Here is a 20834-nt window from a genome sequence, read left to right as displayed (position 1 = left end):
AATGCCCTAGGTAGCGGAAAGAACTCGATCGATCGTTTCGCCTGCCAACAGAAGACATAACGAATCCCACACGTTTTTTTCGTGTTTCGTCAGTGTGGAAACGATGCTTCTTGCGATGCAAAACGACTGCGCGAATGTTTCTTCGCGAAACGTACCCGAAATGTTCTCTTTGACTTTGACCATGCGAAGATCGCGTTCGGCTTGGTTGTTATCAAAGGGAACATGTACTTCACGTAAGAAACGCAGCGCTTCTTCCTTTCGTTTTTGAAGGCGTCGAACAAAAGCGAGTGCTTTTTTCGGAAGAGGCGTCATCGTTTCCAATCGGTGTTGTGCTCTTTCTAGGATGCGATCATACACTCGTTCCCACCGTCTCGCTTCTTCTTCGGAAAGTGCACCGTGATGGGCTTCGACGGCTTGCTTGGCGGCTAACAGAAACGTGGTCATGCGCATCGCCCACGTATGCCCCTGTTCGATGAATCCTTTTAACTCACGCAAATGGTGGGCATGACAAAGGGCATGGGTGGCATGTGTGTATTTCGGATACGTACCGAACGCATCGTGCATCATCGTCCCTTCATATCGGGGAAGAATCCCGATATCATCGGTCGCTTTTTTTCCACGAGAAGCGTGAGGAGCCAAGTATGTATATCTCGATGTACACGCGACATGCACCCATGCGAGTTTCCCATTGATGCGCAAACTCGTTTCATCGACATGCAGGATGTTGGATTCAAGTAAGGCGTCTTCGATGATGTCCATATTTGATTCCAGCGCTTCGCGTCCTCGTTTCACCATATTGGCAAGGGTTCCTGTACTAATCGAGTGTTGATATAACGCTTCGATTGTATCACTTAAACGCTTGTACGGGATCAATTGGATATGATGTAAATAAACAACGAGCGCCGTGAGCCGTGGACCGTATTGCACATGATTCGTGACATGGGATGGGAATTCGGCTTGTTGCACGCATCGACAATGTGGACACGATTTCACTTCACGTTCATGTTGTGTCACCTCGATCGCCACAGGAGGGACATCAAACACTTGACGGATATCGACTTTGAACGGTTTGACTTCACGCAAAGAAGCTCCACATCCTTGACACGTATGCACACGGTGGACGACACGATGATGTGGATGTTCCACTTGACGGAGCGTCTTCCCCTCATGTCCCTCTTGCCCACCAGGCTTTTTGCCAGACGGCTCGCGGGAGGAACGCTTTTTCTCAAAACGGTCAGAAGATGGGGGCAAATGGCTATTGGAGCTGTTTTTTTTCGTGCGTGCTTCCAGCTCTTGAACACGGTACTTCAGTTGTTCATTTTCTTTGCGTAGTTGTTTGTTTTCGTGACGCAAATGTTCATTTTCTTGAATGAGTTGATGAATGAGCTGTTTTTGTTGTTGAACTTTGCCGATTAAGCTCTCAACTGTAAATACAGCTTGTTGTACCGTCAACATGCGATTCACCTCCTTGTCTATCAATATTCACATCATAGACAAGGAAAGAAGAAAATATTCAGCTCACTTTATGATGTGGCTGAATAGTTACCATTCTTTTACCGTATTCGTGACATCAAATTGCGCCCATTGGTCTCTTGCGACATCGACCTTGCCAATGTTGGTGGAGGAAGGTTGATTACTCCATGTTAACGTGCTCGCGGACCATGAGCTGTCTACCACATCGAGCCATAGCCCTGTTGGTGTTGTCGTATAATACGAATGGGTGACATAGACATGGAACGTGGCATTCGTCACATTCATATATTTGATGCTTGATAAATCCGGGTGCAAAAAGCCATAGCAAGTGCCTGTTGTTCCATCATAATACCCCACCTTTAAAACGTATTGTCCCTGCGCCGAATCCCACTTACTTGATGAGGAACTATAGTTGGTTGTCGGATAGGCGCTCATTACAAATGCATCGGTAGACACATTAATGGAAGTACTCGGATCAATATAAACAGGGTATACACGTTTAGGATCCTTCAGCCACTCCGGGTCGGCTTTGATCGTTAAAATATATCCTTGATCATCCTGTTGTAATTCATACGTTACATTCTCTGAGCGCTGCACCTCGCCAGAGCGTTCATCGACATTCGAATCCACCATAAACGGCTTCGGCAGCTCAAAAACCCTTTCATTTTCTTTATTTGTAAATAAAATGGAGCCATCGTCTTGAATGTCTGCATGTAAATTCGTTTTCAGACGGAATTTGAAAATATGATAGCCAGTAAAAGAATGAAGAACTAAATCTTCTTTCGTTGACTCGTTAAATGTAATATTTTGCAGGTCTATGCTCGGAAAAATGTTTTTGTGAAGAATTTTGTTGTCTTTTTTCTTATAGGTAGCAGCAACATCCTTCGCCTTTATCGGTTGTACGTCATTGCCTGCTGCCTCTAAAATAGAATAGGAAATCGAATATCCATTGTAATGGAAATTGGCGTATTCTCCATCGACCATCTTTTTATAAAAGTTTGTCTCCAAAATGGTATTCTCTGTTTCAACGTAATTCGTATTATTGGTGCTATCCGTTAGGCTAGAAGATACTTCCTCAAATAGTTTTTGTCCCTTTTTCTTCACATGAATAGGCTCAAAGTAAATCTTCTTGGTAAACGTGCCATCGCCGTTGTAGTAAACCTTTGTATTCTCAGTTCTTTCTTCTATGATTTCCCCTGGCTTGAGATCACGTTTCGGGGCTTGCGGCACCTTTGGCGGCTCCTCTTTTGGCTCTACACGGTCAACCCCTGATCGGATCGTTTCGGCAAGTCCCTTTGTCGGGACGCTTGACATCACTAAAGCCCATACGACCATCCAAACCAACCATCGTCGCAAACGAATGTTTCTCATATGCTCTCCTTCCCGATTTCCATTACTTTTACAATCAAATTGTATCTTTCCTGCTCCCTGCCATCCATCATTTTCGACAGACAAAGTTCGACATGGCTTTGGGCTGGAACGTCTATAATCCTAATAATGAATGTTGAGATGTTTCCCTTTTTTATTTATTTGAGAACGAGCATAGAAGAAGAGGTAGGCTTTTGAAACGACCCTTTGCAAAACCGTTACAAGGAATTCATGCCCATTTCACATCATGCTTGTGCAATGAAAAAGCAATACCGCCTAACCAAAAGAAAAAACCCCAAACGGTCATGGATGCCTCCCGTTTGGGGTTCGCTCAAGAGTAGAGCACGATCATCGCGATGAAAAAGTACGCCGCGTTGGCGATTTCCAGCATGCCAAGTTTCATGATCGGCAGCGACTTGCCATATAAATAGACGGCGCGGATGACGCTCGGCGCGTAGGCCAAGACGGCGAACGGCTCGCCGATGGCGATGAGGCCGACGATCAACAGGGCGTGGTAGCCCCATGACAGCCATTTGTACCGCTCGTTTTTCTTTTCGCGAATCATCGTTTTTACGTAAAACGTGCTGCCGATGAAAAAGAGGAAGGAAAACAGGGCGAGTTCAAACGCTTCGATCGTCAACGCCCCGCGTCCGGCGTAAAAGGCGGCGAGGCCGCCGATGCAAAACGCTGCGATGGCGGCTACATCATTCCAAAAGGCGCGATCGTTCTTTTTCTTGCTGTAGTACGTGTTCACCAAGAAAAACGGCACCATGGCGAGCCCGAAGTAGAAAAGCGCCGGCTGTTGCCAAAGAGAGACGGCAAGCGCCGCGGCGGCGATGGCACCATAGCGGGCGGCGGCGGGCACGTACGGCTCTTTCCGCTTCGTTTTCACCGCCATCAAGAGCGGATACGTCGCCAAATAGAGCGCAAGCCAGGCGACAAAGAGCGGCGCGTGAATCCACGAAAGCCCACCGGCGTACGCCCCGAGCCAAAACGGGATGATGAGCATCGCCCAGGCGCCGTGTTGTTTTGGCATCACCCATTTGCTTTTGTTCGCCATCCGTCTCATCCTCCGCTTACCGGTGGAATAAAGGCGACCGTGTCGCCGGCGTGAAGCGGCGCTTCGTCGCGGACATACTCCTCATTGACCGCGGTCATGACGCGCCCGAGCGAGACGCCATAGCGCTCTTCCACTTCGTCTTTCAGTTTTTTCACCGTTTCCGGAACATTCGGCCACATCACTTCCCGCTCGCCGATTTGCTCGCCCAAATGGGCGAAAAACAATAGACGGATCATTCCTCTTTCACCTCCGGTTTTCCGGACGGATACGCCGTTGTTTCCAACTGGTCGCCCACCCAGGCGCTTCCGTCCTCCCATTGCTCTTTTTTCCAAATCGGCACGATTTGCTTGATCCGCTCAATGGCATAGCGGTTCGCCTCATACGCTTCGGCGCGGTGCGGCGAGGAAACCGCGATGACGACGGCGATGTCGCCGATCTTAAGCCGCCCGATCCGGTGGGTGATGGCGGTTTTCGCCCCTGGCCATTTCTCCGCAATTTCCGCCCCGATTTGCGCGAGCATTTTCTCGGCCATCGACACGTACGCCTCATATTGCAAAAAGAGCGTCCTCTTGCCGTTCGTCCATTCGCGCACCGTGCCGGCAAAGACAGCGACCGCCCCCGCTTCCGGACGCATCACTTTTTTCATCACATCCTCGACCGAAATCGGCCGGTCGGTAATGGCAAACAACGGTTCTGTCATGTTCGTGTTCTCACCTCGTTCATGAGCCATGGAATATATTCGTCATCATCGGCCAGCGAAAACACCGGGTGCGCTAGCGGCCCTTCGAGCGGCTCCCAGGCGATGACGGCGCGGATGTTGGCGAGGTGCTGAAGCGACGCCCAATCTTCCCAAGTGCGGACGAGCACGACTTTCGGGTGCCGCTCTTGTTTGTAGCCTTCGACCAACACGAGATCGAGCCGAAGCGGCGCATAAAGCGCCAACACATCATCCAACCGCCACAACGGGCGGCGGAGATGAAGCTGCAAAAGCCCGTCTCCTTCCACCGCCGTTGCCACCGCCCCGGCCCGCTCATGGCGGACGGAATCGACGCCTTCCGGCCGCGCGGGCTCGCCGCCATGGCCGTGGTGCTTCACCGTCCCGACGCGCCATCCTTCCCGGACAGCGGCCGCCACCCATTTTTCCATAAGCGTCGTTTTGCCGCTATGTTTATAGCCGACGACTTGCCAGACGTTCATTCGCTTGACCCCTCATCGTCATCCAAAAGCCACACTTCCACCTCATCGCCAACCGCAAACCCTCTCGTTCCGCCCGGCAGCACCATCAAGGCGTTCGCAAAGGCAAGCGAGGTGACGATGTTCGACTTGTCCATGCCGACCGGCTTCACGACAAGCCGACCGTCAACCGCCTCGACCCGGCTGCGCACGAAGCGGGTGAACGGGTTCGGCTTCGGAAAATCGGCGCCAAGGGTGGCTTTCGCTTTTTTCAAATACGGCTTGGCCGAAAACAGCCGCGTGCGCACGACCGGGCGGACAAACAGTTCATAGCCGACGTAGCACGCCGACGGGTTTCCGGATAGACCGAACAGCAGCTTGCCATCAATCTCGGCGACGGTCGTCACGCTCCCCGGGCGCATGGCGATTTTGTTAAACAACACGTTCGCTCCGAGCCGCTTGTAAATGGCGGGCAAATAATCGAAATCCCCGACCGAGACGCCGCCGGTCGTAATGAGCATGTCCACTTGGTCGAGCGCCTGGCGCACGGCGTGAAAGCACGCGTCGAGGTCGTCGGCCAGCTGGCCGAAATAAATCGGCTCGGCGCCGCTTTTGAACACCTGCGCCTCGATCATGTAGGCGTTGCTGTTGCGGATTTTTCCCGGCACAAGCGGTTCAGAGACGTCGAGCAGTTCGCTTCCAGTCGCAAAAATGCCAATCCGCGGCTTTTTCGCCACCTTCACTTCGGCGTAGCCGAACGTCGCCAAGAGCGCCGCCACCCCGGGATTGATGCGCGTTCCTTTTTCGACAAGCGGCTGCCCTTTTTTCGCATCTTCCCCTTGAAACGAAATGTTGTCGCCAGGGCGGAACGGGCGTTTAATGGCCATATACGTTTTTCCATCCCGCTCGTACTGTTTGGCGAGCTCCAACATGACGACCGCATCGCATCCTTGGGGAATTTGCGCCCCGGTCATCAAGCGCACCGCTTGAAACGGGCCGACGGGCTGCTTCGCCACTTGCCCGGCGCCGATCGTTTCAATGACTTCAAACTCGACCGGATGGTCAAGTCCCGCTCCTTCCGAGTCGGCGGCGCGAATGGCAAATCCGTCATACGGCGAGCGGTCAAACGGCGGCACGTCATGGTCAGCACGCAAATCTTCGGCCAAATAGCGGCCATACGACTGGCGAAGCGGCACTGTTTCCTCTTCTCCCACTCCGGCATAACGCATCACCCGATCGATCGCTTCCGATACAGGAATCGGGGTTCGTCTTTCGACCATCTCTCTCTCTCCTTTCGATCATACGGCTGGCGGCAACCATATCGTTCTTTCAACGTTGTTGCCATTGTTGCAGCTGTTTTATGCCTTCTGCCAACTTTTCATCAACGACGCTCGCATCGGCAATATGCCGCAAAATCATCTCCCGCGTTTCGCCAAACAAAGCGGCGGACTGTTCGAGCTCTTTCCTCACTTTATCCGCATAGCGGTATTGTTCCTGAATATAGTTTAGCACGTCTTGGGCTCGATTTTCGACTTGATCGATCAGCTCCATCATCGCCGACCATTTGCGAGCTGTATGGATGCTCATTTGGACAACCGTTTCGATCAAAGATGAAATGGCTTCCGTTTGCTCTAGCGACCGCTCGATTTCCTGCTGCACGGCATCGGTTAGCTGGTGAATCGTTTCCGTGCTGTCCGCCGTATGCTCAGCCAATTTCCTCACTTCAGCGGCGACGACGGAAAACCCTTTGCCATGCTCCCCGGCGCGAGCGGCTTCGATCGAGGCGTTTAACGCGATCAAATTCGTCTGGCCAGCGATTTCTTTGATCACTTTCACAATTTGTTCAATTTCTTGCGAGCGGCCGCGCAACCGATGCATCGCGGCCGATGTCGTTTCCATCTCACTGCCGAGCCGCCCCATCGCCTGCTCCATTTCTTCCGACATGCGGATACCTTCTTTTGCGGCTGCGACCATCTGACCCGCCGTCTCCACCAACGCGTTCCCTTGTTCGCATAAACGGTCGGAAATCGCATATGATGACTTGCTGAGCGTACTGACATTATCAACCTTTTCTTTCGTTCGGTCAACCAGCTGGCCTAATACATGGTGTTGCCCGTTGACCACCTCATGCTGGTGAACGATTTCCTGCAACTCCCCGAGCAATCCTGCCACCGTCTCATGAATGGCTTCCTTTTGTCTCGTGAGCTCTTCTTTCATCTCAGCGAGTTGCCGCTCCAGTTCTGTTTTTTCCTCCTCCCACTGCCTTCCCTTCACCAACGCCCACATATCCGTCTCCCCTTTTCCTTCTCTTGATTGGCTTCTGTTGTCAACACGTTGTATGTTATCTGCTGAACATGTCCGTTCTCATCCACGAAAGCAGACACCGCCTCTGCAAAGAGTCAGCAGAAGTCTGCTTTTTTTCATTGTACGATAAAGAAGAAACGTGCTGTTGTGACGTTTATCACATGGATCGATGTCCACTTTTTTTTACGTATGTGAGATCCGTCACAACACCTTCGCGGAAAACACGGTATGCTGAAGCTGTAACGATTGGATCAATGGAGGGATGGATGAATGGAACAGCGGTTTACTGAACAATCATTGATTGGCGATATTGTTACTCAATTTCCGAAAGCAGCTGATTTGTTTAAAGCGCGGCGCATCGATTTTTGCTGCGGCGGACAGCGCCCGTTAAAAGAGGCCATCGAAGAGCGTGGACTGGATGGCGAAGCGCTCCTTCGCGAGCTGAACACCCTTTACGCGGAGGCGCAAAACAAGCCGACGGGAAACTGGAACGAAGCGCCGCTCGACGAACTCGTCGATCATATTGTAAGAACGCATCACCGCTATTTGAACGAGGAACTGCCGCAGCTCAGCCCATATGTCACGAAAGTGTTGCGCGTGCACGGCATGCACCATCCACATCTGTCCCAAGTGCATAAACGGTTCCATGAGTTAAAAACGGAGCTTGAGCAACACTTGATTAAAGAGGAAACGGGCGCATTCCCGCTCATTTTGCAATTTGCCGACAACCCATCGCCGGAAAACCGGGAAGCGGTCGAGCGAGCCGTCCGCGAACTGGTCAATGAACATGACGCAGCCGGCGATTTGATGAAAGAAATTCGCGACATCACCAACGACTTCACCCCGCCGGAAGATGCGTGCGGCACGTATCGGCTCGTCTACAGCCGGCTCGCGGCGCTTGAAGACGACTTATTTACGCACATCCATTTGGAAAACAATATCCTCTTCCCGCGCGTGTTGGCGGCGGTGAAGGTTTAAAGGAAGAAAGACGCCGATTCGCACTTCCGAAAACATAAACCAAAAACGGGATCGCTTCTTCTATGAAAAGAGCGCTCCCGTTTTTCTTCATCCCCCAATATACGACATTTCAATTTTCGGGCGCTGTTTCGCTGTCTCTGCCGTCCGTTCTTCTGAATAGCGGTCTGTCCGCTCGCTCCAGATGGCGGCGATCAGCGCCTTCAGCTCTTCTTTCCCCGCGCCGGCGCGCAGTTTGTCTTTCAACGACACGCCCTCAGAAGCAAACAAACACGTGTACAGCTTGCCATCGGCGGAAATGCGCGCCCTCGTGCAGCTCCGGCAAAACGTTTCCGTCACCGAGGCGATAAAGCCGACTTCTACGTTCGTGCCCGCGTACCGGTAGCGGCTCGCCACTTCGCCGAAGTACGCTTTTTCAACCGGTTCAAGAGGGTGCATGGCGTTGATTTGTTCATACATCTCTTTTTTCGTCACGACATGGGAGTAATCCCAGCCGTTCGTGGTGCCGACATCCATAAATTCAATCAAGCGGAGCGGAATGCCTTGTTCTTTGAAATAGGCCGCCATCGGCACGATTTGCGAGTCGTTCCACCCTTTTTTGACGACCATGTTCACCTTGACGCCGAGCCCCGCCGCCCGGGCGGCTTCGATGCCTTTCAACACCGGGGTGACGCCGACGCCGATGCCGTTCATTTTTCGGAAAATGTCATCATCCAACGCATCCAAGCTGACGTTGACGCGCTTCAACCCGGCTTCTTTCAGCCGCTGCGCCCATTTCACTAAATGGACGCCATTGGTCGTCAAGCCGATATCGCGCAGGCCGGGAATCGCAGACAGCCGCGCAACAAGCGCGTCCAAATCGCGCCTTAAGAGCGGCTCGCCCCCTGTCAGGCGGATTTTTTCGACGCCCAGCTCGACAAAGCATTCCGATAGAAGCGCCATTTCCTCGACCGTCAACAGCTCGCCTTCCGCCAAAAAGCGAAAATTCGGCCCGAACACTTCGGCCGGCATGCAATAGACGCAGCGAAAATTGCATTGGTCGATCACTGATAACCGCAAGTCGCGAAGCGGGCGGGACAGGCGGTCCATGACGTTCGTTCGGTTGCGCTCGCTCATCGCGCTCCCTCCTTTCTGTTTCGTTCGCCTCATGATGTTGCCAGGCGGCTTTTTTTATTCCCGTAAACGACCGAGTTTCGTCGCAAAGACCAATAAACTGAATGACAATCCGATCGTGACCGCCACCCATGCCCACGCTAACTCCATTCGCCCCGATTCCATGGCCATATAGACGGCGGTCGGGATCGTTTGCGTTTTTCCTGGAATATTGCCGGCAAACATGAGTGTTGCGCCAAACTCCCCGAGGCTGCGGGCAAACGACAGCACTGCCCCGGATAATAACGCGTGTCTGGCAAGCGGCAGCGAAATATGCCAAAACACTTGGCGCTCATTCGCCCCATCGATGCGCGCCGCCCCTTCAATGGTTGGATCGACCGCTTCGAGCCCGGTTTTGGCCGCCTGATACATGAGCGGGAATGACACGACCACGGCGGCCATCACCGCGGCACCGGGCGTAAACAGTACGGTCGTATGAAATGACGTTTCGATCCACTGGCCGATGGGGCTATGTCGGCCAAACAAGACGACGAGCAAAAAACCGACGACCGACGGCGGCAACACGAGCGGCAACATAAACACCGTCTCCACCACTGTCTTGCCGCGAAACCGGCGGCGCGCCATCCGCCTCGCCGCCGCTGTCCCTAAGACCGCGACAATCAAGCCGGCGAGGAGCGATACTTTGATCGATAACCAAACCGGTGACCAAAACGATGTCATAGGTCAGCCTCTCTTTGTTCCATCTCCATCCTACTATACGAAAACGAGCAGGCAAACGCTGTGACACTGCTCACATTGATTGTATCATATGGGAGGGGAAATCCGGGTTAGAAAAATTTGTGACAACCTGCACAAAAAAAGTGACAAACGGTGATTTTTTTCACTCTGTCCTTACTGTGATGTTTTTTACAATAGAAGTAGCCGAACAAATGGAGGTGTCAATCATGGAACGGCAAAGCCAACTAGTGGAGAAACGCGATTTTTCCCTCTTGCGCTCATGGCTGCAATCGTCGAAAAAAGTGATTCCGTTGCGCAAGCACTCCTTTTTGTTCCAAGAAGGGATGCCGGCCAATGAATTGTATTTGATCCTCTCTGGCAAAGTGCAAGTAAGCAAAATTTGTCCGGACGGAAAAGAAATGTGCTTCCGCATTTGCGGAAGCGGGGAAATCGTTGGTGAATTGACACTGTTTACGAACGATGCACACTACTTGTTGACAGCCAAGGTAATAGAGCCAGGCGAAGCGGCAGTCATAAACAAAGAGGAACTGGAACAGCAGCTGCTGATCAATCCGCCCCTTACCTTTGAATATATGCGCTGGATGAGCAAGCATGCCCGGCGGACACAGACGAAATTCCGCGATTTGATTATGAACGGAAAAAAAGGGGCGCTCTATTCGACGCTCATTCGCCTTTGCAACAGTTATGGCGTCTCGCTTGAAGATGGAAGCATTTTGATCGACGTCGCATTGAAAAACCAAGATTTAGCCAACTTTTGCGGCACAACGCGCGAAAGCGTTAATCGGATGCTCAACGCCTTGAAACAGAAAGGGATCATCTCGATGGGGCGGGGGAAAATTACGGTTCATGATTTAAACTATTTGAAAGCGGAAATCCAATGCGAAGACTGTCCGCCGGATATTTGTTGCATTGAGTGAGCGGCGCACCGTAGTTAGGAGTCTGTCTGATCGTTCCCCTTCGATACACAGCAACGACCAAGCCATTTTGGCGCGCTGATTAGAAGAGCGCCCGACCGACCGTTGTTCGCGGCCTGCCGGACGCTCTCTTTTTTTCGATTGTGATGCGAATCACTTCTTTTTCTTTTCACCGCCGTATAATAAGAGCTATAGGGCTTTAGGCGGCTATCTCCCGTTTAGGGAAATGGGGAAACATTAATGTCCGCTTGTTTCTGAGCCGTCGTCTTCGCCCGTTTCGGTCACTTTCAGCATGGCGACGGCTCCTTTTTGTGCATGGTTAAACTGATGAGTGACGATCGGGTATGTTCCCGATTTGCGCCGTCATTTCAACGCGGACATCATGCGGGCCGATCCGCTCCATTTTCAACGGCACCGGTGCTTGGTTCACTCCTTTATGCGCCGCTGACATGTTCGTAGCAGACTGTTGCGTAGTTGCCGCTGTTCCGTTTTTATTTTCCGCCTTTGCCTCTCCTCCTCCCCCGTTGCTGCATGCGGCCAGAAGCGAAGCGGCTAACGCGGCGGACAATAACGAAGACATCCTTCGTTTCATCGTTCTCCCCCCTTAGATGATTTGATTTACACCTTTAACGTACGGCATTTTCACTTCTTCCCTGGTGATTTGTATCACCAACAGACAGCCATGTTTGAATGATTTGTGAAATAATGAGCAATATATTTTAATCATGTAACAATAGTGAAACGCATACTCACATTGAATAACAGAAAAACACGCCCAAATAAAAAAAGAGGCTAAAAGCAAACAAGCTTTCAGCCTCTCTATACGGTATTCCATTCAAGAAGCGAACCGGTTCGCCGGTTCGCCGGCTTTTTTGCCAAATACGAGCCGGTTCAGCAAGAAGCAAATAAGGGTAAACAAGCTAAGGAGCAGAAAACCGAGCACGTACGAACCTGTTGCATCTTTAATGATCCCCATGACAATCGGCGGAAAAAAGCCGCCAAGTCCGCCCCAGGCGCCGACAAGGCCGGTGACGGCGCCCGTTTCGGCTGGGAACAGCTGCGGCACGAGTTTGAACACCGCACCGTTGCCCAGCCCAGACATCACGGCCACAAACAAACAAGCCGCTGTCATCACCCAAATATTTTCCATTCCAAACGCGATCACCAACGCGCCGATTGTCATTCCAGCGTAGACGAACGTCAACACCCGTTCAGCTCCGATTTTATCGCCAAGATAGCCGCCGACTGGCCGCGCGAGCGTAGCGAGTACAGTAAACCCAGCCGCGCGCATCCCAGCATCCACTGGCGTCAACCCATACAAGTCAACGAGCAGCGACGGCAAGTAAATGCCGAAAGCGACAAACGCCCCGAACGTAACAAAGTAAAAGAGCGACAACGTCCACGTATGTTTATATTTCAATACCGACAGCGATTCACGCACCGTTTTTTGTTGTTTCGGTTTCGGCATATCCGGTGTGAAAAACCAAACGAGAACGAGCATGACGACAACCGGAATGATCATCCCCCAAAAAGCCCAAGGCACACCAAACGCTGCGGCAATCGATGGAACGGAAAACGCAGCAACCGCCGTGCCGAAGTTGCCCATCGCGTTAATCCCAAGCGCCGTCCCTTGCTTTTCCGGCGGAGTCAAGCGGGAAACGAACGTCACCGAAATGGCGAACGACGTTCCGGCCATGCCGATGAAAAACGCCCAAAACAGAAGCATCGCATACGAATCTGCAAACCCTGCGCCAACAAGCGGAATGACAAGAAACAAGAGCAGCAGCGAAAACAGCCTGCGCCCGCCGATCCGGTCCGTCCAAATGCCAAGCGGCAAACGCATGATCGAGCCAAGCAGCACCGGAATGGCGACCAAAATGCTTTTTTGCGTCGATGTCAGCCCGTACATTTGCTGAAACGTACTCGCAAGCGGCGAAAACACGGCCCACACGGCGAATGAAAACATCATGGCGAACGTCGTAATCGGCAGCAGCGCCTTTTGTTTATTCATGAAAAGCCCCTCCCAAACTTTCAAAATTTGTGACGTTGTTTGTACTTCCATCATACGCAGGAGAAGGAAACGGATTTGTGAGGTTGATCACATTCTTGCCTGTTGTCACCATTTTGCCACAAGCGTTGTCACGGTTTTGTCACATCCAAAAAAAGAAAAAGCCCGTCCCCAAAAGGAACGGACACGATTTGGCAGAACGTTTTTCACATACGAACGATAAGAAACGCTGTTGGGCGCACACATCTCTTCCGCCCCGTCTACGGCAAACAACTTGTTTTCTCACCCACTCGCCCGTATCTCCTGCCTCATAAACAACCAATACGCGATCGCAAAGCAGATGAGGGTGGCGGCAATGAGCGCGGTCGCCTGCGGCCAAATGAGCAGCAAACTTTGCGAGAATGGCAAGGGGGCCGCAACAGCGCCGGCCGTTTGCTCCACCGTGACGATCCCTAGCGTTCGGACGTCCGGCGAAAGCAAAGCGGTTGTTGATTCATTGAACAAGTAGCTCGGCGACAATCTCATGAGACCAAGCACCAACTCTTGACGGCCGACCGCCTGCTCGACGGACGTAATGGCGTCAGACTGCAAAAACGATTTCGCAAATACTTCCACGATCATCGAGTAGAAAAGATTGAAAAACAGCCAAACGGCCATCGACGACAACGCGGATGTCGCCGCCTGGCGGAAGACGACGGAAAACAAAATGCCGAGATTCAGCCAAAAGGCGATATACACAAGACATAACAACAAAAAGCAGACCATGCGGGCAAACTCTTCGAAAGTAGGCGGAATCCCCAAGACCAAAATGCCCAACGCCATCACGAGCAGGCCGAGCGAAAGAAACAAAACAGCATTCAACAACAGCGCAGCGACAAACTTGCCGTTGATCACATAATCGCGCGGAATCGGCTGGGCCATGAGCCGGCTTAACGTCCCCCGATTCCGCTCCGAATTGATGGCGTCAAATCCAAGGGCGATGCCGAGCAGCGGCCCGAGAAAGCTGACAAACGTCAGAAACGAAGGCAACGTTCCGTCCGAGACGGTGAATAATTTTAGAAACAAGTAGGCGCCTTTCGCGATTTCCTTGGCCTCTTCCGAGGAATCCAACGCGTCCCGGATTGTCGTCATCGCCGTATACAGCGAGCCGAAGCAAGTAAGCAAGATGAGGGCGATTAAAATGATCATGCGCCAACTCGTCAAATAATCGGCCAGTTCTTTTTTGACAATGGCCGAAAAGGCGCTGTTTGCCCCTCTTGCTCGTTTCTTCTCATCAAGCGCACCCACCTTCAGCCGTTCGCTCCATCTTTTCACATATGAAAAAACATCGTTTGCCCATCGCTCTTCCTTACTGGCCTTCACGTACATCCCTCCCTTCAAAATAGCGGTGATAAATCTCATCAAGTCCAAAATCCCGCCGGCTGAGATGGAACAGCGAAGATCCTGATTCGATGATCGTCTGGCTGATGGCGGCGCTCACATCCGTTTGGCAATACACATCCCATCCATCTTCCGTTTGCTCCACTTTATTGACGCCCGGAATCGCCTCGATTTTGGACCGTAAGGAAGCGTCAAGCGGCGAAGCAACCACATGGATGACATAGGCATCCTGCAAAAACAGCTGTTGCGCCAGGCGTTCGATATTCCCTTCGGCCAACAATCGGCCGCCCACGAACAAGCCGACTCGGTCGCAAATTTTCTGCACATGGTGCAATTGGTGCGAGGACAGCAGGACCGTGATGCCTTCATGGCGGCTCAAATCGCGGATCAGCCGAAGCAGCTCGCGCACTCCCTCAGGGTCGATGCCCAACGTCGGCTCATCCAAAATGATCACTTCCGGGCGCTTCATCAACACATCGGCCAAGCCGAGCCGCTGCCTCATTCCCCGCGAGTATTTCCCCGCTTTTTTATGGGCCGCATCGGTCAAATTCACCTTCTCGAGCAGCTCCCACGCTCGCTTTTCCGCCTCGGCGCGAGGAATGCCGTTTAACGCCGCCGTATACAGCAAGTTCTCCAACCCTGTCATGTGATGGTAAAAGCCGACATCATCCGGCAAGTACCCGACTTTCCGTTTAACGTCAATGGGATTTCGCACTGGATTGATCCCGCATACCCTAACCATGCCGGACGTCGGCTCGGTGAGCCCGAGCATCATCAAAATCGTCGTCGTCTTTCCGGCCCCGTTCGGGCCAAGAAGCCCAAAAATTTCCCCTTTTTGAATGGAAAGCGACAAATGGTCAACCGCCCGATGGTCGCCATACGTTTTGCACAAGTTGTCAAGCTCGATGACAGCGGGTGCTGCCATGCTTACCTCCTCCCGTATGTTTTGATCAAATAGTACAGCCCTCCGGCCACCCCGAGAATGATCAACACCGCCACCACTCCCCAAACGGTCGACGTTTTGACCGAGACGCGGAACGCCGCCTCCGCCGACGTTTCCGCCGTTTGCGCCTGGAAGTTGACAACATAATCCCCAGCGATCGCTTCATCCGACGCTTTCACTTTCGCCTTGACTGTTTTGGAATCGCCCGGGTTCAGCTGGGCGATCGTGCTTTGATCGAATTCCACTTCCCAATCAGGCGGAGCGTCAGCCGTCATATTGATGTTCAAAAGTGGAGCGCTTCCGGTGTTTTTGACAACAAGATCGATCACCCGTTCATGCCCCGCCGTCACATCGGTGCTTAAGTTTCCTGACGGCGTCGTCAGTTTGAGCGCATACGTGCCCGTAATGACCGCTTCTAACGTCAGCTCAGCCGACGTATCGCTCGTTTGCGCTTTGATCGGGATTTTGTACGTGCCCGCTTTCACATTTTCCGGCGGTTTAACCTCTACGGTAATGTCTCTTGATTCATTCGGCTCGAGCTTCACCGACGTAACGGAATTGCCTTCCGATTTGAACGTGACTTGCCAACCTTTTTCCGCCGCCGAACTTAACGCGTAATTTTGCGTCTTGGCAGTTCGATTTTTCAGCGTGACATCATACGTGAAGCTCGAATCCGCGTGCCCCTCGAGGTTCGTTTGTTCCGACGTCAGTTCCGTTTTAAACGATCCTTGTTCCGTCACGCGGACAAGCAGCGGCAATTTCGATGAACCACTGTCCCCTTTCGCGACGAGCCAAAAGCGGTAATCCCCCTTGTCGACATCCAGCGGCACGGTCACTTCCAACGTGACCTCTTCTTCTTTTCCGCCTCGGACGGACAGCTGCTCAATCGTTCTCCCCTCAGCGGTAATCGAAGTCGACCATCCTTTCGGCAGGTGGTCAAACGAGAAGGTGACGTTTTCAATGTTGGAACCGTTGTTGATGACATTGACCGTATAGTCGATTGTTTCCCCCGGCGTCACGGAAAGCCCGGTGTATGGCGTGAAGAGAACAACACCGCTTGCCGCCGATGCCGGGCGGATCGGAAGAAGAAGCGAAAAGAGAGTCAAGATCATGGCGAACATCATGATGATCCTGCTTTGCACGACATTCACTCCCTCCTTCTGTTTTCACTTCGTATACGCCAGAAATGGATCAATGGATTTGTTTTGCAGGAGAAAAATTCAGTTGTAGAATAGATGCAGAGCAACCATTCCAAGCATGCGTCGGGAGGTGGGCAAGATGGAAGACCGACGGAAAGACCTCGAACTGCTCGAGAAGATCGCCGAAGGCTCGCGCGCCGCCTTTGACCGTTTTTACGAAAAATACGCTCCGATGGTCTATCATATCGCTCTTCGGATCGTCGGCGACGAGGTGGAGGCGGAAGATGTCAGCCACGATGTGTTTCTCGAAATCTTGCAAAAACCGCATCAATTCGACCCGAAACGGGGAAGCGTTCAAGCCTTTCTTGCCGTGAAAACGAAAAGCCGGTCGCTCGACCGCCTGCGCAAGAAACGGGACCTTTTAGTGAGCCGCCTTGAGGAAGCAGCTTTAACAGAAAAGGGGGCGGAATTTGATTTTCTCCGCCAACTGGAACAACAAGTCATCATAGACGCTTTAACCCATCTCCCCGAGGAGCAGCGGCAAGCCATCATTCACTTTTACTTTCATGGGGAAACACAGCGGGAAATCGCCGCCGCGATGAACAAACCGTTAGGCTCCGTCAAGTCGCTCATCCGCTACGGCTTGCGCAATTTGCGGAAACAAAAAGAGCTGTTCCACTGGATGGGGGCTGGCAGAGGTGAAGAACAGCATGAAGCATAGCCATATTTCGGAAGCAAAAATCGTGGACTGGCTGTTAGGCATGCTGCCAGAGCAAGAAAAAGAAGACGTGTCCAACCATCTAAAGCAGTGCCTTGAATGCCAACGCTTGCTTGAAGCGTGGAAAAACATCGGGCTTAAGGAGGAAGCTCAATATGAAGCACCTCCCCTTTCTCATAAAGAGCGAATTTGGGCCCAAGCAGAAGCGCAAAAACAAACGAAGCGGATGCGGCGCGGTCTCCGCATGGCAGGCGGGTGGATCGGTGCAGCTTTGGCCGTTTTCCTTTTCACCTTGCGCCTTTCCGCTCCCAGCGACGGACCAGCCGCTTCCCATGACCGATCGGATGAGCCATATCGATACCAGATTGTCGAACAACATACCGACATTCCGATCGAGCGAATCATCCATAATCCCAAAACGAAACAAATTCCGATTGAGCCATCGGCGCTCTTTCAACAGATGGACGGCACGATTTGGCTCAATGACGATACGAAGGAAATGTTGATGGAAATTGAAGGGCTGCCGCCGTTTGCGGCCCGCGATTATCAATTGTGGATCATTTACACCAACAACGAGGTCAAAGGGGAACTGTTGACGATCCGCCACGGAGCGGCGCGCATTTTGATCACCGGCGAGGATGTCAAACAGTTCAAGCAAATTAAAGCGAGCCTCGAACCAAAAGGGGGAAGCGCGGCGCCGACCGGGCCGGAGACATTTACTATCGATTTGGAGCATGAATGATCTTCAACATTGAACGCTCTCCCACCTACGCTTGAGCTTTGAGGTGGGAGATTCTTGGGAACACCCGCCCCACAGCAGGCTGTTCACCAAGCCATCCCCGTGCGTCCCACGGGTCTTTACCCCTTCTGTTCTGCGGAAGCAAGAGGAAGAATGACGGCCAATCCCGATTCATTCCCCACTTACGCTCACGCGTGGAAGTGGGGGATCTTCTCGGTTCAGGATGATAAAAACGGGGAAGGGCGTCTGCTCCTTCCCCGTGTGTTTTGAACACACATCCAACATCCGCCGCATGCGCCCGGACAACCGTCTCACGAACGCCGCAGCGCCGTCATTTTAAGCAGCCGTTTTTCCCCGCCCTCTTACCGTTGGCTTTGCTCTTTTGTCCGCAGCGCCTTTGGAATGTAAACACAATACGGCTCGCTTTCCAAATAGTCTCCCGTCACCGCGTACGCCCGGGAGCGTGAGCCGCCGCACACATATCGGAACTCGCAGACGCCGCATTTTCCTTTGTATTTGTCCGGATTGCGCAAGTCTTGGAAAATCGGCGAGTGTCGGTAAATGTCCGCCAGCGGCGTTTCCCGGACGTTCCCTGCCTTCACCGGCAGCAGCCCGCTCGGGTAGACGTGGCCGATATGGGAGATAAAAACAAAGCCGTTGCCGTCATTTACCCCTTTGGGCGCGCGGCCAAGCCCGTCGACTTGCCCGGTTAAGCCTTTGTTCAACACGTCTTCGTAACGGATGCCGCCTTTTGCCGTTTTTCCTTCACGCATTTTCGCCTGCAGCACGACGCGGCGGTAATGCTGGCCGGCCGTCGTTTTGATGTCAAACGGAACGCGCTTGCTCGTCTCATACAGCCAGCGGAACACCCGCTCATGCTCGACGGGGGAAATCATGTCCTCCTCCTTCCCCCTGCCTGTCGGCACAAGGAAAAAGACGCTCCACAGGACGCATTTCAGCTTCTCCACCAGCGCCGCCATCTCGTCAAGCACATGAACGTTGTATCGCGAAATGACGGTGTTGATTTGCACAGGGATATCGAGCTCATGCAAGTAGTGAATCGCACGGATCGTCAAATCAAACGAGCCGCTCACGCCGCGGAAATGGTCGTGAATCTCGGCGTTCGGCCCGTCAAGGCTGAACGCCCAGCGCGACAGGCCGACCTCTTTTGCTTTGCGGATCGCCTCTTTCGTCACGTTCGGCGTCGCGCTTGGCGTCATTGACACGCGCAGCCCTTTATCGATCGCATATTTCGCTAAATCGTACACATCCGGACGCATGAGCGGATCGCCGCCCGTAAAGACGAGCATCGGCTGATCCATCTCGTAAATCTCATCGATCAGTTTTTTCCCTTCCTCAAACGTCAACTCGCGCGGATCGCGATGGTATTGCGCTTCAGCGCGGCAATGAAGGCACTTGAGTTGGCACGCCCGTGTCAACTCCCAAATGACGATAAACGGGTTTTTATTGAAATCGTGCATCCAATTCCCTCCTTGGCCTCCATTGTACCGCAACATTCAGGCGCGTTATGTGATATCGATCACATCCACAGCAAAGCCACAACAGAGGGCGATCGTACCATGGGCGAAGATGACAGCCATCTGAACAGGCGGTATAATATATTGACCCGCCATACGCCCAAAAAGTAAAGGAGTGGATGAAAATGAATAAAGTCTTTCGTTTGCGCGTAGAAGATCTAGAACAGGAAAAAGAGAAGGCGGTCAAACAAGCCGAAAAACAAAAAGCCATCGAAATCGCGAAAAACTTGCTTGACGTTCTGCCTATTCACGAAGTCGCGAAACGAACGGGGCTGACCGTCGCCGAAGTAGCGGACCTGGCGAAGGAAATGGACCAAAATCAACCCCCAGTCCAATGACGCAAAAGAGCCGAGGCCGTACGGTTCTTTTTTTTCGCACTGTTGCCGTTTCATAAAATTCAAGGTCATCATCAAAAGGTGCACTTGACCTTTTATTGACAGTTATTGTACAGGCGAAATCATTTTTCACTTGCGTATCATGAGCGTCTTCCTGCATCAAGTGCATTTTATGGTGAAAAGCCGGGAAAAAGAACCATTTCGTGGTCAAGGATGGCTCTTCTGATTGAAAAAAAGTATATGCTGTGTCTCCTTCGGCCACAATTCCCCCTTCACCGGTACTCTCCCTCCGTATTGACATTGCGCCATACGGTTTCATCCGCGGCAAGCTGTTGGGCGTCAACATAGCGGACGCGGGCGCCGTCAATAAGCGAGATCATCCGCCGTTCGCCGGCGTCAAGCAGCTCGGCGATCACGGAACGAAGCCGACGATGGTATAGAGCGACCAATGGCTCTGGGCGGCCGCCATGGAGTGGAACGATGGCGTCAAACGTCGGATCGATATAGGAAGCAAGCCGCTCCGCCACTTCCCGCCGCATGTACGGCATGTCGCACGGCAGGACGAACACCCAGTCGGCTCGGCTCTGTTCCATGACGGTGTAAAGGCCGGCCAGCGGCCCACAGCCGCGGCAGCGCTCCACATCGAGCAGCACCGGGATGTCCGTTTGCCGGCGGAATTCATCGATAAGCGACGGGTGGCTGACGATGTACAATTCATCGGCGACGGATCGCAGCGCCGCGACGGACCAAGTGAAAAACGGAGCTCCTTCGTGCAACGCAAACGCCTTCGGCCGCCCAAACCGGCGCGACTGGCCGCCGGCGAGCACCGCTCCGGCAATCGTTTGTTTCATCATGCTTCCCCTTTCCGGACATCCATCGTTTGTTTTTACCGTACCATACCAACCGGCGAAAAAAA

The 20834-nt window shown here is 52.6% G+C and carries 21 protein-coding genes and 1 pseudogene; 5 read left to right on the top strand and 17 right to left on the bottom strand.

Annotation, left to right across the window (positions count from 1 at the left end; translation table 11 throughout):
* Window positions 1-6 precede the first annotated feature (6 nt).
* The 8 genes from GT3570_RS03785 to GT3570_RS03750 form a co-directional block, all read right to left on the bottom strand.
* Window positions 7-1455 carry an IS66-like element ISBst12 family transposase gene (locus GT3570_RS03785; protein WP_062898466.1) on the bottom strand — a complete coding sequence of 483 codons (1449 nt, stop codon included), beginning with the start codon at window positions 1453-1455 and terminating at the stop codon, window positions 7-9.
* A gap of 87 nt (window positions 1456-1542) precedes the next feature.
* Window positions 1543-2844, bottom strand: coding sequence for a DNRLRE domain-containing protein (locus GT3570_RS03780; RefSeq protein WP_062898465.1), 1302 nt, complete (start codon window positions 2842-2844; stop codon window positions 1543-1545).
* Window positions 2845-3172: 328 nt separating this feature from the next.
* Complete coding sequence (locus tag GT3570_RS03775) at window positions 3173-3901, bottom strand: YwiC-like family protein (RefSeq protein ID WP_023633821.1); 729 nt, start codon at window positions 3899-3901, stop codon at window positions 3173-3175.
* Window positions 3902-3906: 5 nt separating this feature from the next.
* Complete coding sequence (gene moaD / locus GT3570_RS03770; protein ID WP_047757638.1) at window positions 3907-4137, bottom strand: molybdopterin converting factor subunit 1; 231 nt, start codon at window positions 4135-4137, stop codon at window positions 3907-3909.
* Window positions 4134-4601 carry a molybdenum cofactor biosynthesis protein MoaE gene (locus GT3570_RS03765; protein ID WP_033027975.1) on the bottom strand — a complete coding sequence of 156 codons (468 nt, stop codon included), beginning with the start codon at window positions 4599-4601 and terminating at the stop codon, window positions 4134-4136. Before GT3570_RS03765 ends, moaD begins: the two co-directional genes overlap by 4 nt.
* On the bottom strand, window positions 4598-5098 hold the full coding sequence (mobB, locus tag GT3570_RS03760; protein WP_021321985.1) for a molybdopterin-guanine dinucleotide biosynthesis protein B: 501 nt from the start codon (window positions 5096-5098) through the stop codon (window positions 4598-4600). The genes GT3570_RS03765 and mobB overlap by 4 nt, the downstream gene beginning before the upstream one ends.
* Window positions 5095-6354, bottom strand: coding sequence for a molybdopterin molybdotransferase MoeA (locus tag GT3570_RS03755; RefSeq protein ID WP_020279768.1), 1260 nt, complete (start codon window positions 6352-6354; stop codon window positions 5095-5097). The genes mobB and GT3570_RS03755 overlap by 4 nt, the downstream gene beginning before the upstream one ends.
* A 49-nt stretch (window positions 6355-6403) precedes the next feature.
* Window positions 6404-7360, bottom strand: a complete 957-nt coding sequence (locus tag GT3570_RS03750; protein WP_020279769.1) for a methyl-accepting chemotaxis protein — start codon at window positions 7358-7360, stop codon at window positions 6404-6406.
* 288 nt (window positions 7361-7648) lie between these two features.
* Here GT3570_RS03750 and ric point away from each other — a divergent pair, with 288 nt between their 5' ends.
* Window positions 7649-8356 carry an iron-sulfur cluster repair di-iron protein gene (ric, locus tag GT3570_RS03745; RefSeq protein WP_020279770.1) on the top strand — a complete coding sequence of 236 codons (708 nt, stop codon included), beginning with the start codon at window positions 7649-7651 and terminating at the stop codon, window positions 8354-8356.
* 87 nt (window positions 8357-8443) lie between these two features.
* On the opposite strand, the gene moaA is transcribed toward ric, so the two are convergent.
* Window positions 8444-9469: a GTP 3',8-cyclase MoaA gene (moaA, locus tag GT3570_RS03740; RefSeq protein ID WP_023633815.1), complete on the bottom strand. Its 1026-nt coding sequence runs from the start codon at window positions 9467-9469 to the stop codon at window positions 8444-8446.
* Window positions 9470-9523: 54 nt separating this feature from the next.
* The gene (gene modB / locus GT3570_RS03735) at window positions 9524-10186 is read right to left on the bottom strand and encodes a molybdate ABC transporter permease subunit (protein WP_023633814.1); all 663 of its coding nucleotides are present in this window, start codon (window positions 10184-10186) and stop codon (window positions 9524-9526) included.
* A 224-nt stretch (window positions 10187-10410) separates the two neighbouring features.
* On the opposite strand from modB, the gene GT3570_RS03730 reads away from it, so the two are divergent.
* The gene (locus GT3570_RS03730) at window positions 10411-11121 is read left to right on the top strand and encodes a Crp/Fnr family transcriptional regulator (protein ID WP_062898464.1); all 711 of its coding nucleotides are present in this window, start codon (window positions 10411-10413) and stop codon (window positions 11119-11121) included.
* A 316-nt stretch (window positions 11122-11437) separates the two neighbouring features.
* On the opposite strand, the gene GT3570_RS18990 is transcribed toward GT3570_RS03730, so the two are convergent.
* From GT3570_RS18990 to GT3570_RS03705, 5 genes are all read right to left on the bottom strand, one after another.
* The gene (locus GT3570_RS18990) at window positions 11438-11710 is read right to left on the bottom strand and encodes a hypothetical protein (RefSeq protein ID WP_062898463.1); all 273 of its coding nucleotides are present in this window, start codon (window positions 11708-11710) and stop codon (window positions 11438-11440) included.
* A gap of 243 nt (window positions 11711-11953) precedes the next feature.
* Window positions 11954-13129 carry an MFS transporter gene (locus tag GT3570_RS03720; RefSeq protein WP_062898462.1) on the bottom strand — a complete coding sequence of 392 codons (1176 nt, stop codon included), beginning with the start codon at window positions 13127-13129 and terminating at the stop codon, window positions 11954-11956.
* Between the two features lie 279 nt (window positions 13130-13408).
* Window positions 13409-14488, bottom strand: a complete 1080-nt coding sequence (locus GT3570_RS03715) for an ABC transporter permease (RefSeq protein WP_023633804.1) — start codon at window positions 14486-14488, stop codon at window positions 13409-13411.
* A complete protein-coding gene (locus GT3570_RS03710; protein WP_021322319.1) occupies window positions 14475-15431 on the bottom strand; it encodes an ABC transporter ATP-binding protein in 957 nt (318 codons plus the stop codon). Before GT3570_RS03710 ends, GT3570_RS03715 begins: the two co-directional genes overlap by 14 nt.
* 2 nt (window positions 15432-15433) lie before the next feature.
* Window positions 15434-16600 carry a COG1470 family protein gene (locus tag GT3570_RS03705; protein WP_014195097.1) on the bottom strand — a complete coding sequence of 389 codons (1167 nt, stop codon included), beginning with the start codon at window positions 16598-16600 and terminating at the stop codon, window positions 15434-15436.
* Window positions 16601-16727: 127 nt separating this feature from the next.
* On the opposite strand from GT3570_RS03705, the gene GT3570_RS03700 reads away from it, so the two are divergent.
* Both GT3570_RS03700 and GT3570_RS03695 read left to right on the top strand, forming a co-directional pair.
* Window positions 16728-17309 (top strand): sigma-70 family RNA polymerase sigma factor, encoded by a 582-nt coding sequence (locus GT3570_RS03700; RefSeq protein ID WP_023633802.1) that lies wholly within the window; start codon window positions 16728-16730, stop codon window positions 17307-17309.
* On the top strand, window positions 17299-18048 hold the full coding sequence (locus GT3570_RS03695; protein WP_062898461.1) for an anti-sigma factor: 750 nt from the start codon (window positions 17299-17301) through the stop codon (window positions 18046-18048). Before GT3570_RS03700 ends, GT3570_RS03695 begins: the two co-directional genes overlap by 11 nt.
* Before the next feature lie 359 nt (window positions 18049-18407).
* Here GT3570_RS03695 and GT3570_RS03690 read toward each other — a convergent pair whose 3' ends face one another.
* The gene (locus tag GT3570_RS03690) at window positions 18408-19526 is read right to left on the bottom strand and encodes a TIGR04053 family radical SAM/SPASM domain-containing protein (protein ID WP_062898460.1); all 1119 of its coding nucleotides are present in this window, start codon (window positions 19524-19526) and stop codon (window positions 18408-18410) included.
* A 137-nt stretch (window positions 19527-19663) separates the two neighbouring features.
* Between GT3570_RS03690 and GT3570_RS03685 the strand changes: the two are divergent.
* Window positions 19664-19921: pseudogene (locus tag GT3570_RS03685) on the top strand (transcriptional regulator); the annotation flags it as partial.
* A gap of 269 nt (window positions 19922-20190) precedes the next feature.
* Here the strand turns inward: GT3570_RS03685 and GT3570_RS03680 are convergent.
* On the bottom strand, window positions 20191-20772 hold the full coding sequence (locus GT3570_RS03680) for a molybdenum cofactor guanylyltransferase (RefSeq protein ID WP_033007367.1): 582 nt from the start codon (window positions 20770-20772) through the stop codon (window positions 20191-20193).
* Window positions 20773-20834 lie beyond the last annotated feature (62 nt).

This window comes from Geobacillus thermoleovorans, assembly GCF_001610955.1.
Classification (GTDB): Bacteria; Bacillota; Bacilli; order Bacillales; family Anoxybacillaceae; genus Geobacillus; species Geobacillus thermoleovorans.
The sequence above is the reverse complement of the archived record's forward strand: the minus strand, read 5'-3'. Positions and strand labels throughout refer to the sequence as shown.

Bases quoted from the DNA above. Each gene is read 5' to 3' on its own strand.
- GT3570_RS03785 (WP_062898466.1), bottom strand. From the start codon at position 1,455: ATGTTGACGGTACAACAAGCTGTATTTACAGTTGAGAGCTTAATCGGC.
- GT3570_RS03780 (WP_062898465.1), bottom strand. From the start codon at position 2,844: ATGAGAAACATTCGTTTGCGACGATGGTTGGTTTGGATGGTCGTATGG.
- GT3570_RS03775 (WP_023633821.1), bottom strand. From the start codon at position 3,901: ATGGCGAACAAAAGCAAATGGGTGATGCCAAAACAACACGGCGCCTGG.
- moaD (WP_047757638.1), bottom strand. From the start codon at position 4,137: ATGATCCGTCTATTGTTTTTCGCCCATTTGGGCGAGCAAATCGGCGAG.
- GT3570_RS03765 (WP_033027975.1), bottom strand. From the start codon at position 4,601: ATGACAGAACCGTTGTTTGCCATTACCGACCGGCCGATTTCGGTCGAG.
- mobB (WP_021321985.1), bottom strand. From the start codon at position 5,098: ATGAACGTCTGGCAAGTCGTCGGCTATAAACATAGCGGCAAAACGACG.
- GT3570_RS03755 (WP_020279768.1), bottom strand. From the start codon at position 6,354: ATGGTCGAAAGACGAACCCCGATTCCTGTATCGGAAGCGATCGATCGG.
- GT3570_RS03750 (WP_020279769.1), bottom strand. From the start codon at position 7,360: ATGTGGGCGTTGGTGAAGGGAAGGCAGTGGGAGGAGGAAAAAACAGAA.
- ric (WP_020279770.1), top strand. From the start codon at position 7,649: ATGGAACAGCGGTTTACTGAACAATCATTGATTGGCGATATTGTTACT.
- moaA (WP_023633815.1), bottom strand. From the start codon at position 9,469: ATGAGCGAGCGCAACCGAACGAACGTCATGGACCGCCTGTCCCGCCCG.
- modB (WP_023633814.1), bottom strand. From the start codon at position 10,186: ATGACATCGTTTTGGTCACCGGTTTGGTTATCGATCAAAGTATCGCTC.
- GT3570_RS03730 (WP_062898464.1), top strand. From the start codon at position 10,411: ATGGAACGGCAAAGCCAACTAGTGGAGAAACGCGATTTTTCCCTCTTG.
- GT3570_RS18990 (WP_062898463.1), bottom strand. From the start codon at position 11,710: ATGAAACGAAGGATGTCTTCGTTATTGTCCGCCGCGTTAGCCGCTTCG.
- GT3570_RS03720 (WP_062898462.1), bottom strand. From the start codon at position 13,129: ATGAATAAACAAAAGGCGCTGCTGCCGATTACGACGTTCGCCATGATG.
- GT3570_RS03710 (WP_021322319.1), bottom strand. From the start codon at position 15,431: ATGGCAGCACCCGCTGTCATCGAGCTTGACAACTTGTGCAAAACGTAT.
- GT3570_RS03700 (WP_023633802.1), top strand. From the start codon at position 16,728: ATGGAAGACCGACGGAAAGACCTCGAACTGCTCGAGAAGATCGCCGAA.
- GT3570_RS03695 (WP_062898461.1), top strand. From the start codon at position 17,299: ATGAAGCATAGCCATATTTCGGAAGCAAAAATCGTGGACTGGCTGTTA.
- GT3570_RS03690 (WP_062898460.1), bottom strand. From the start codon at position 19,526: ATGCACGATTTCAATAAAAACCCGTTTATCGTCATTTGGGAGTTGACA.
- GT3570_RS03680 (WP_033007367.1), bottom strand. From the start codon at position 20,772: ATGATGAAACAAACGATTGCCGGAGCGGTGCTCGCCGGCGGCCAGTCG.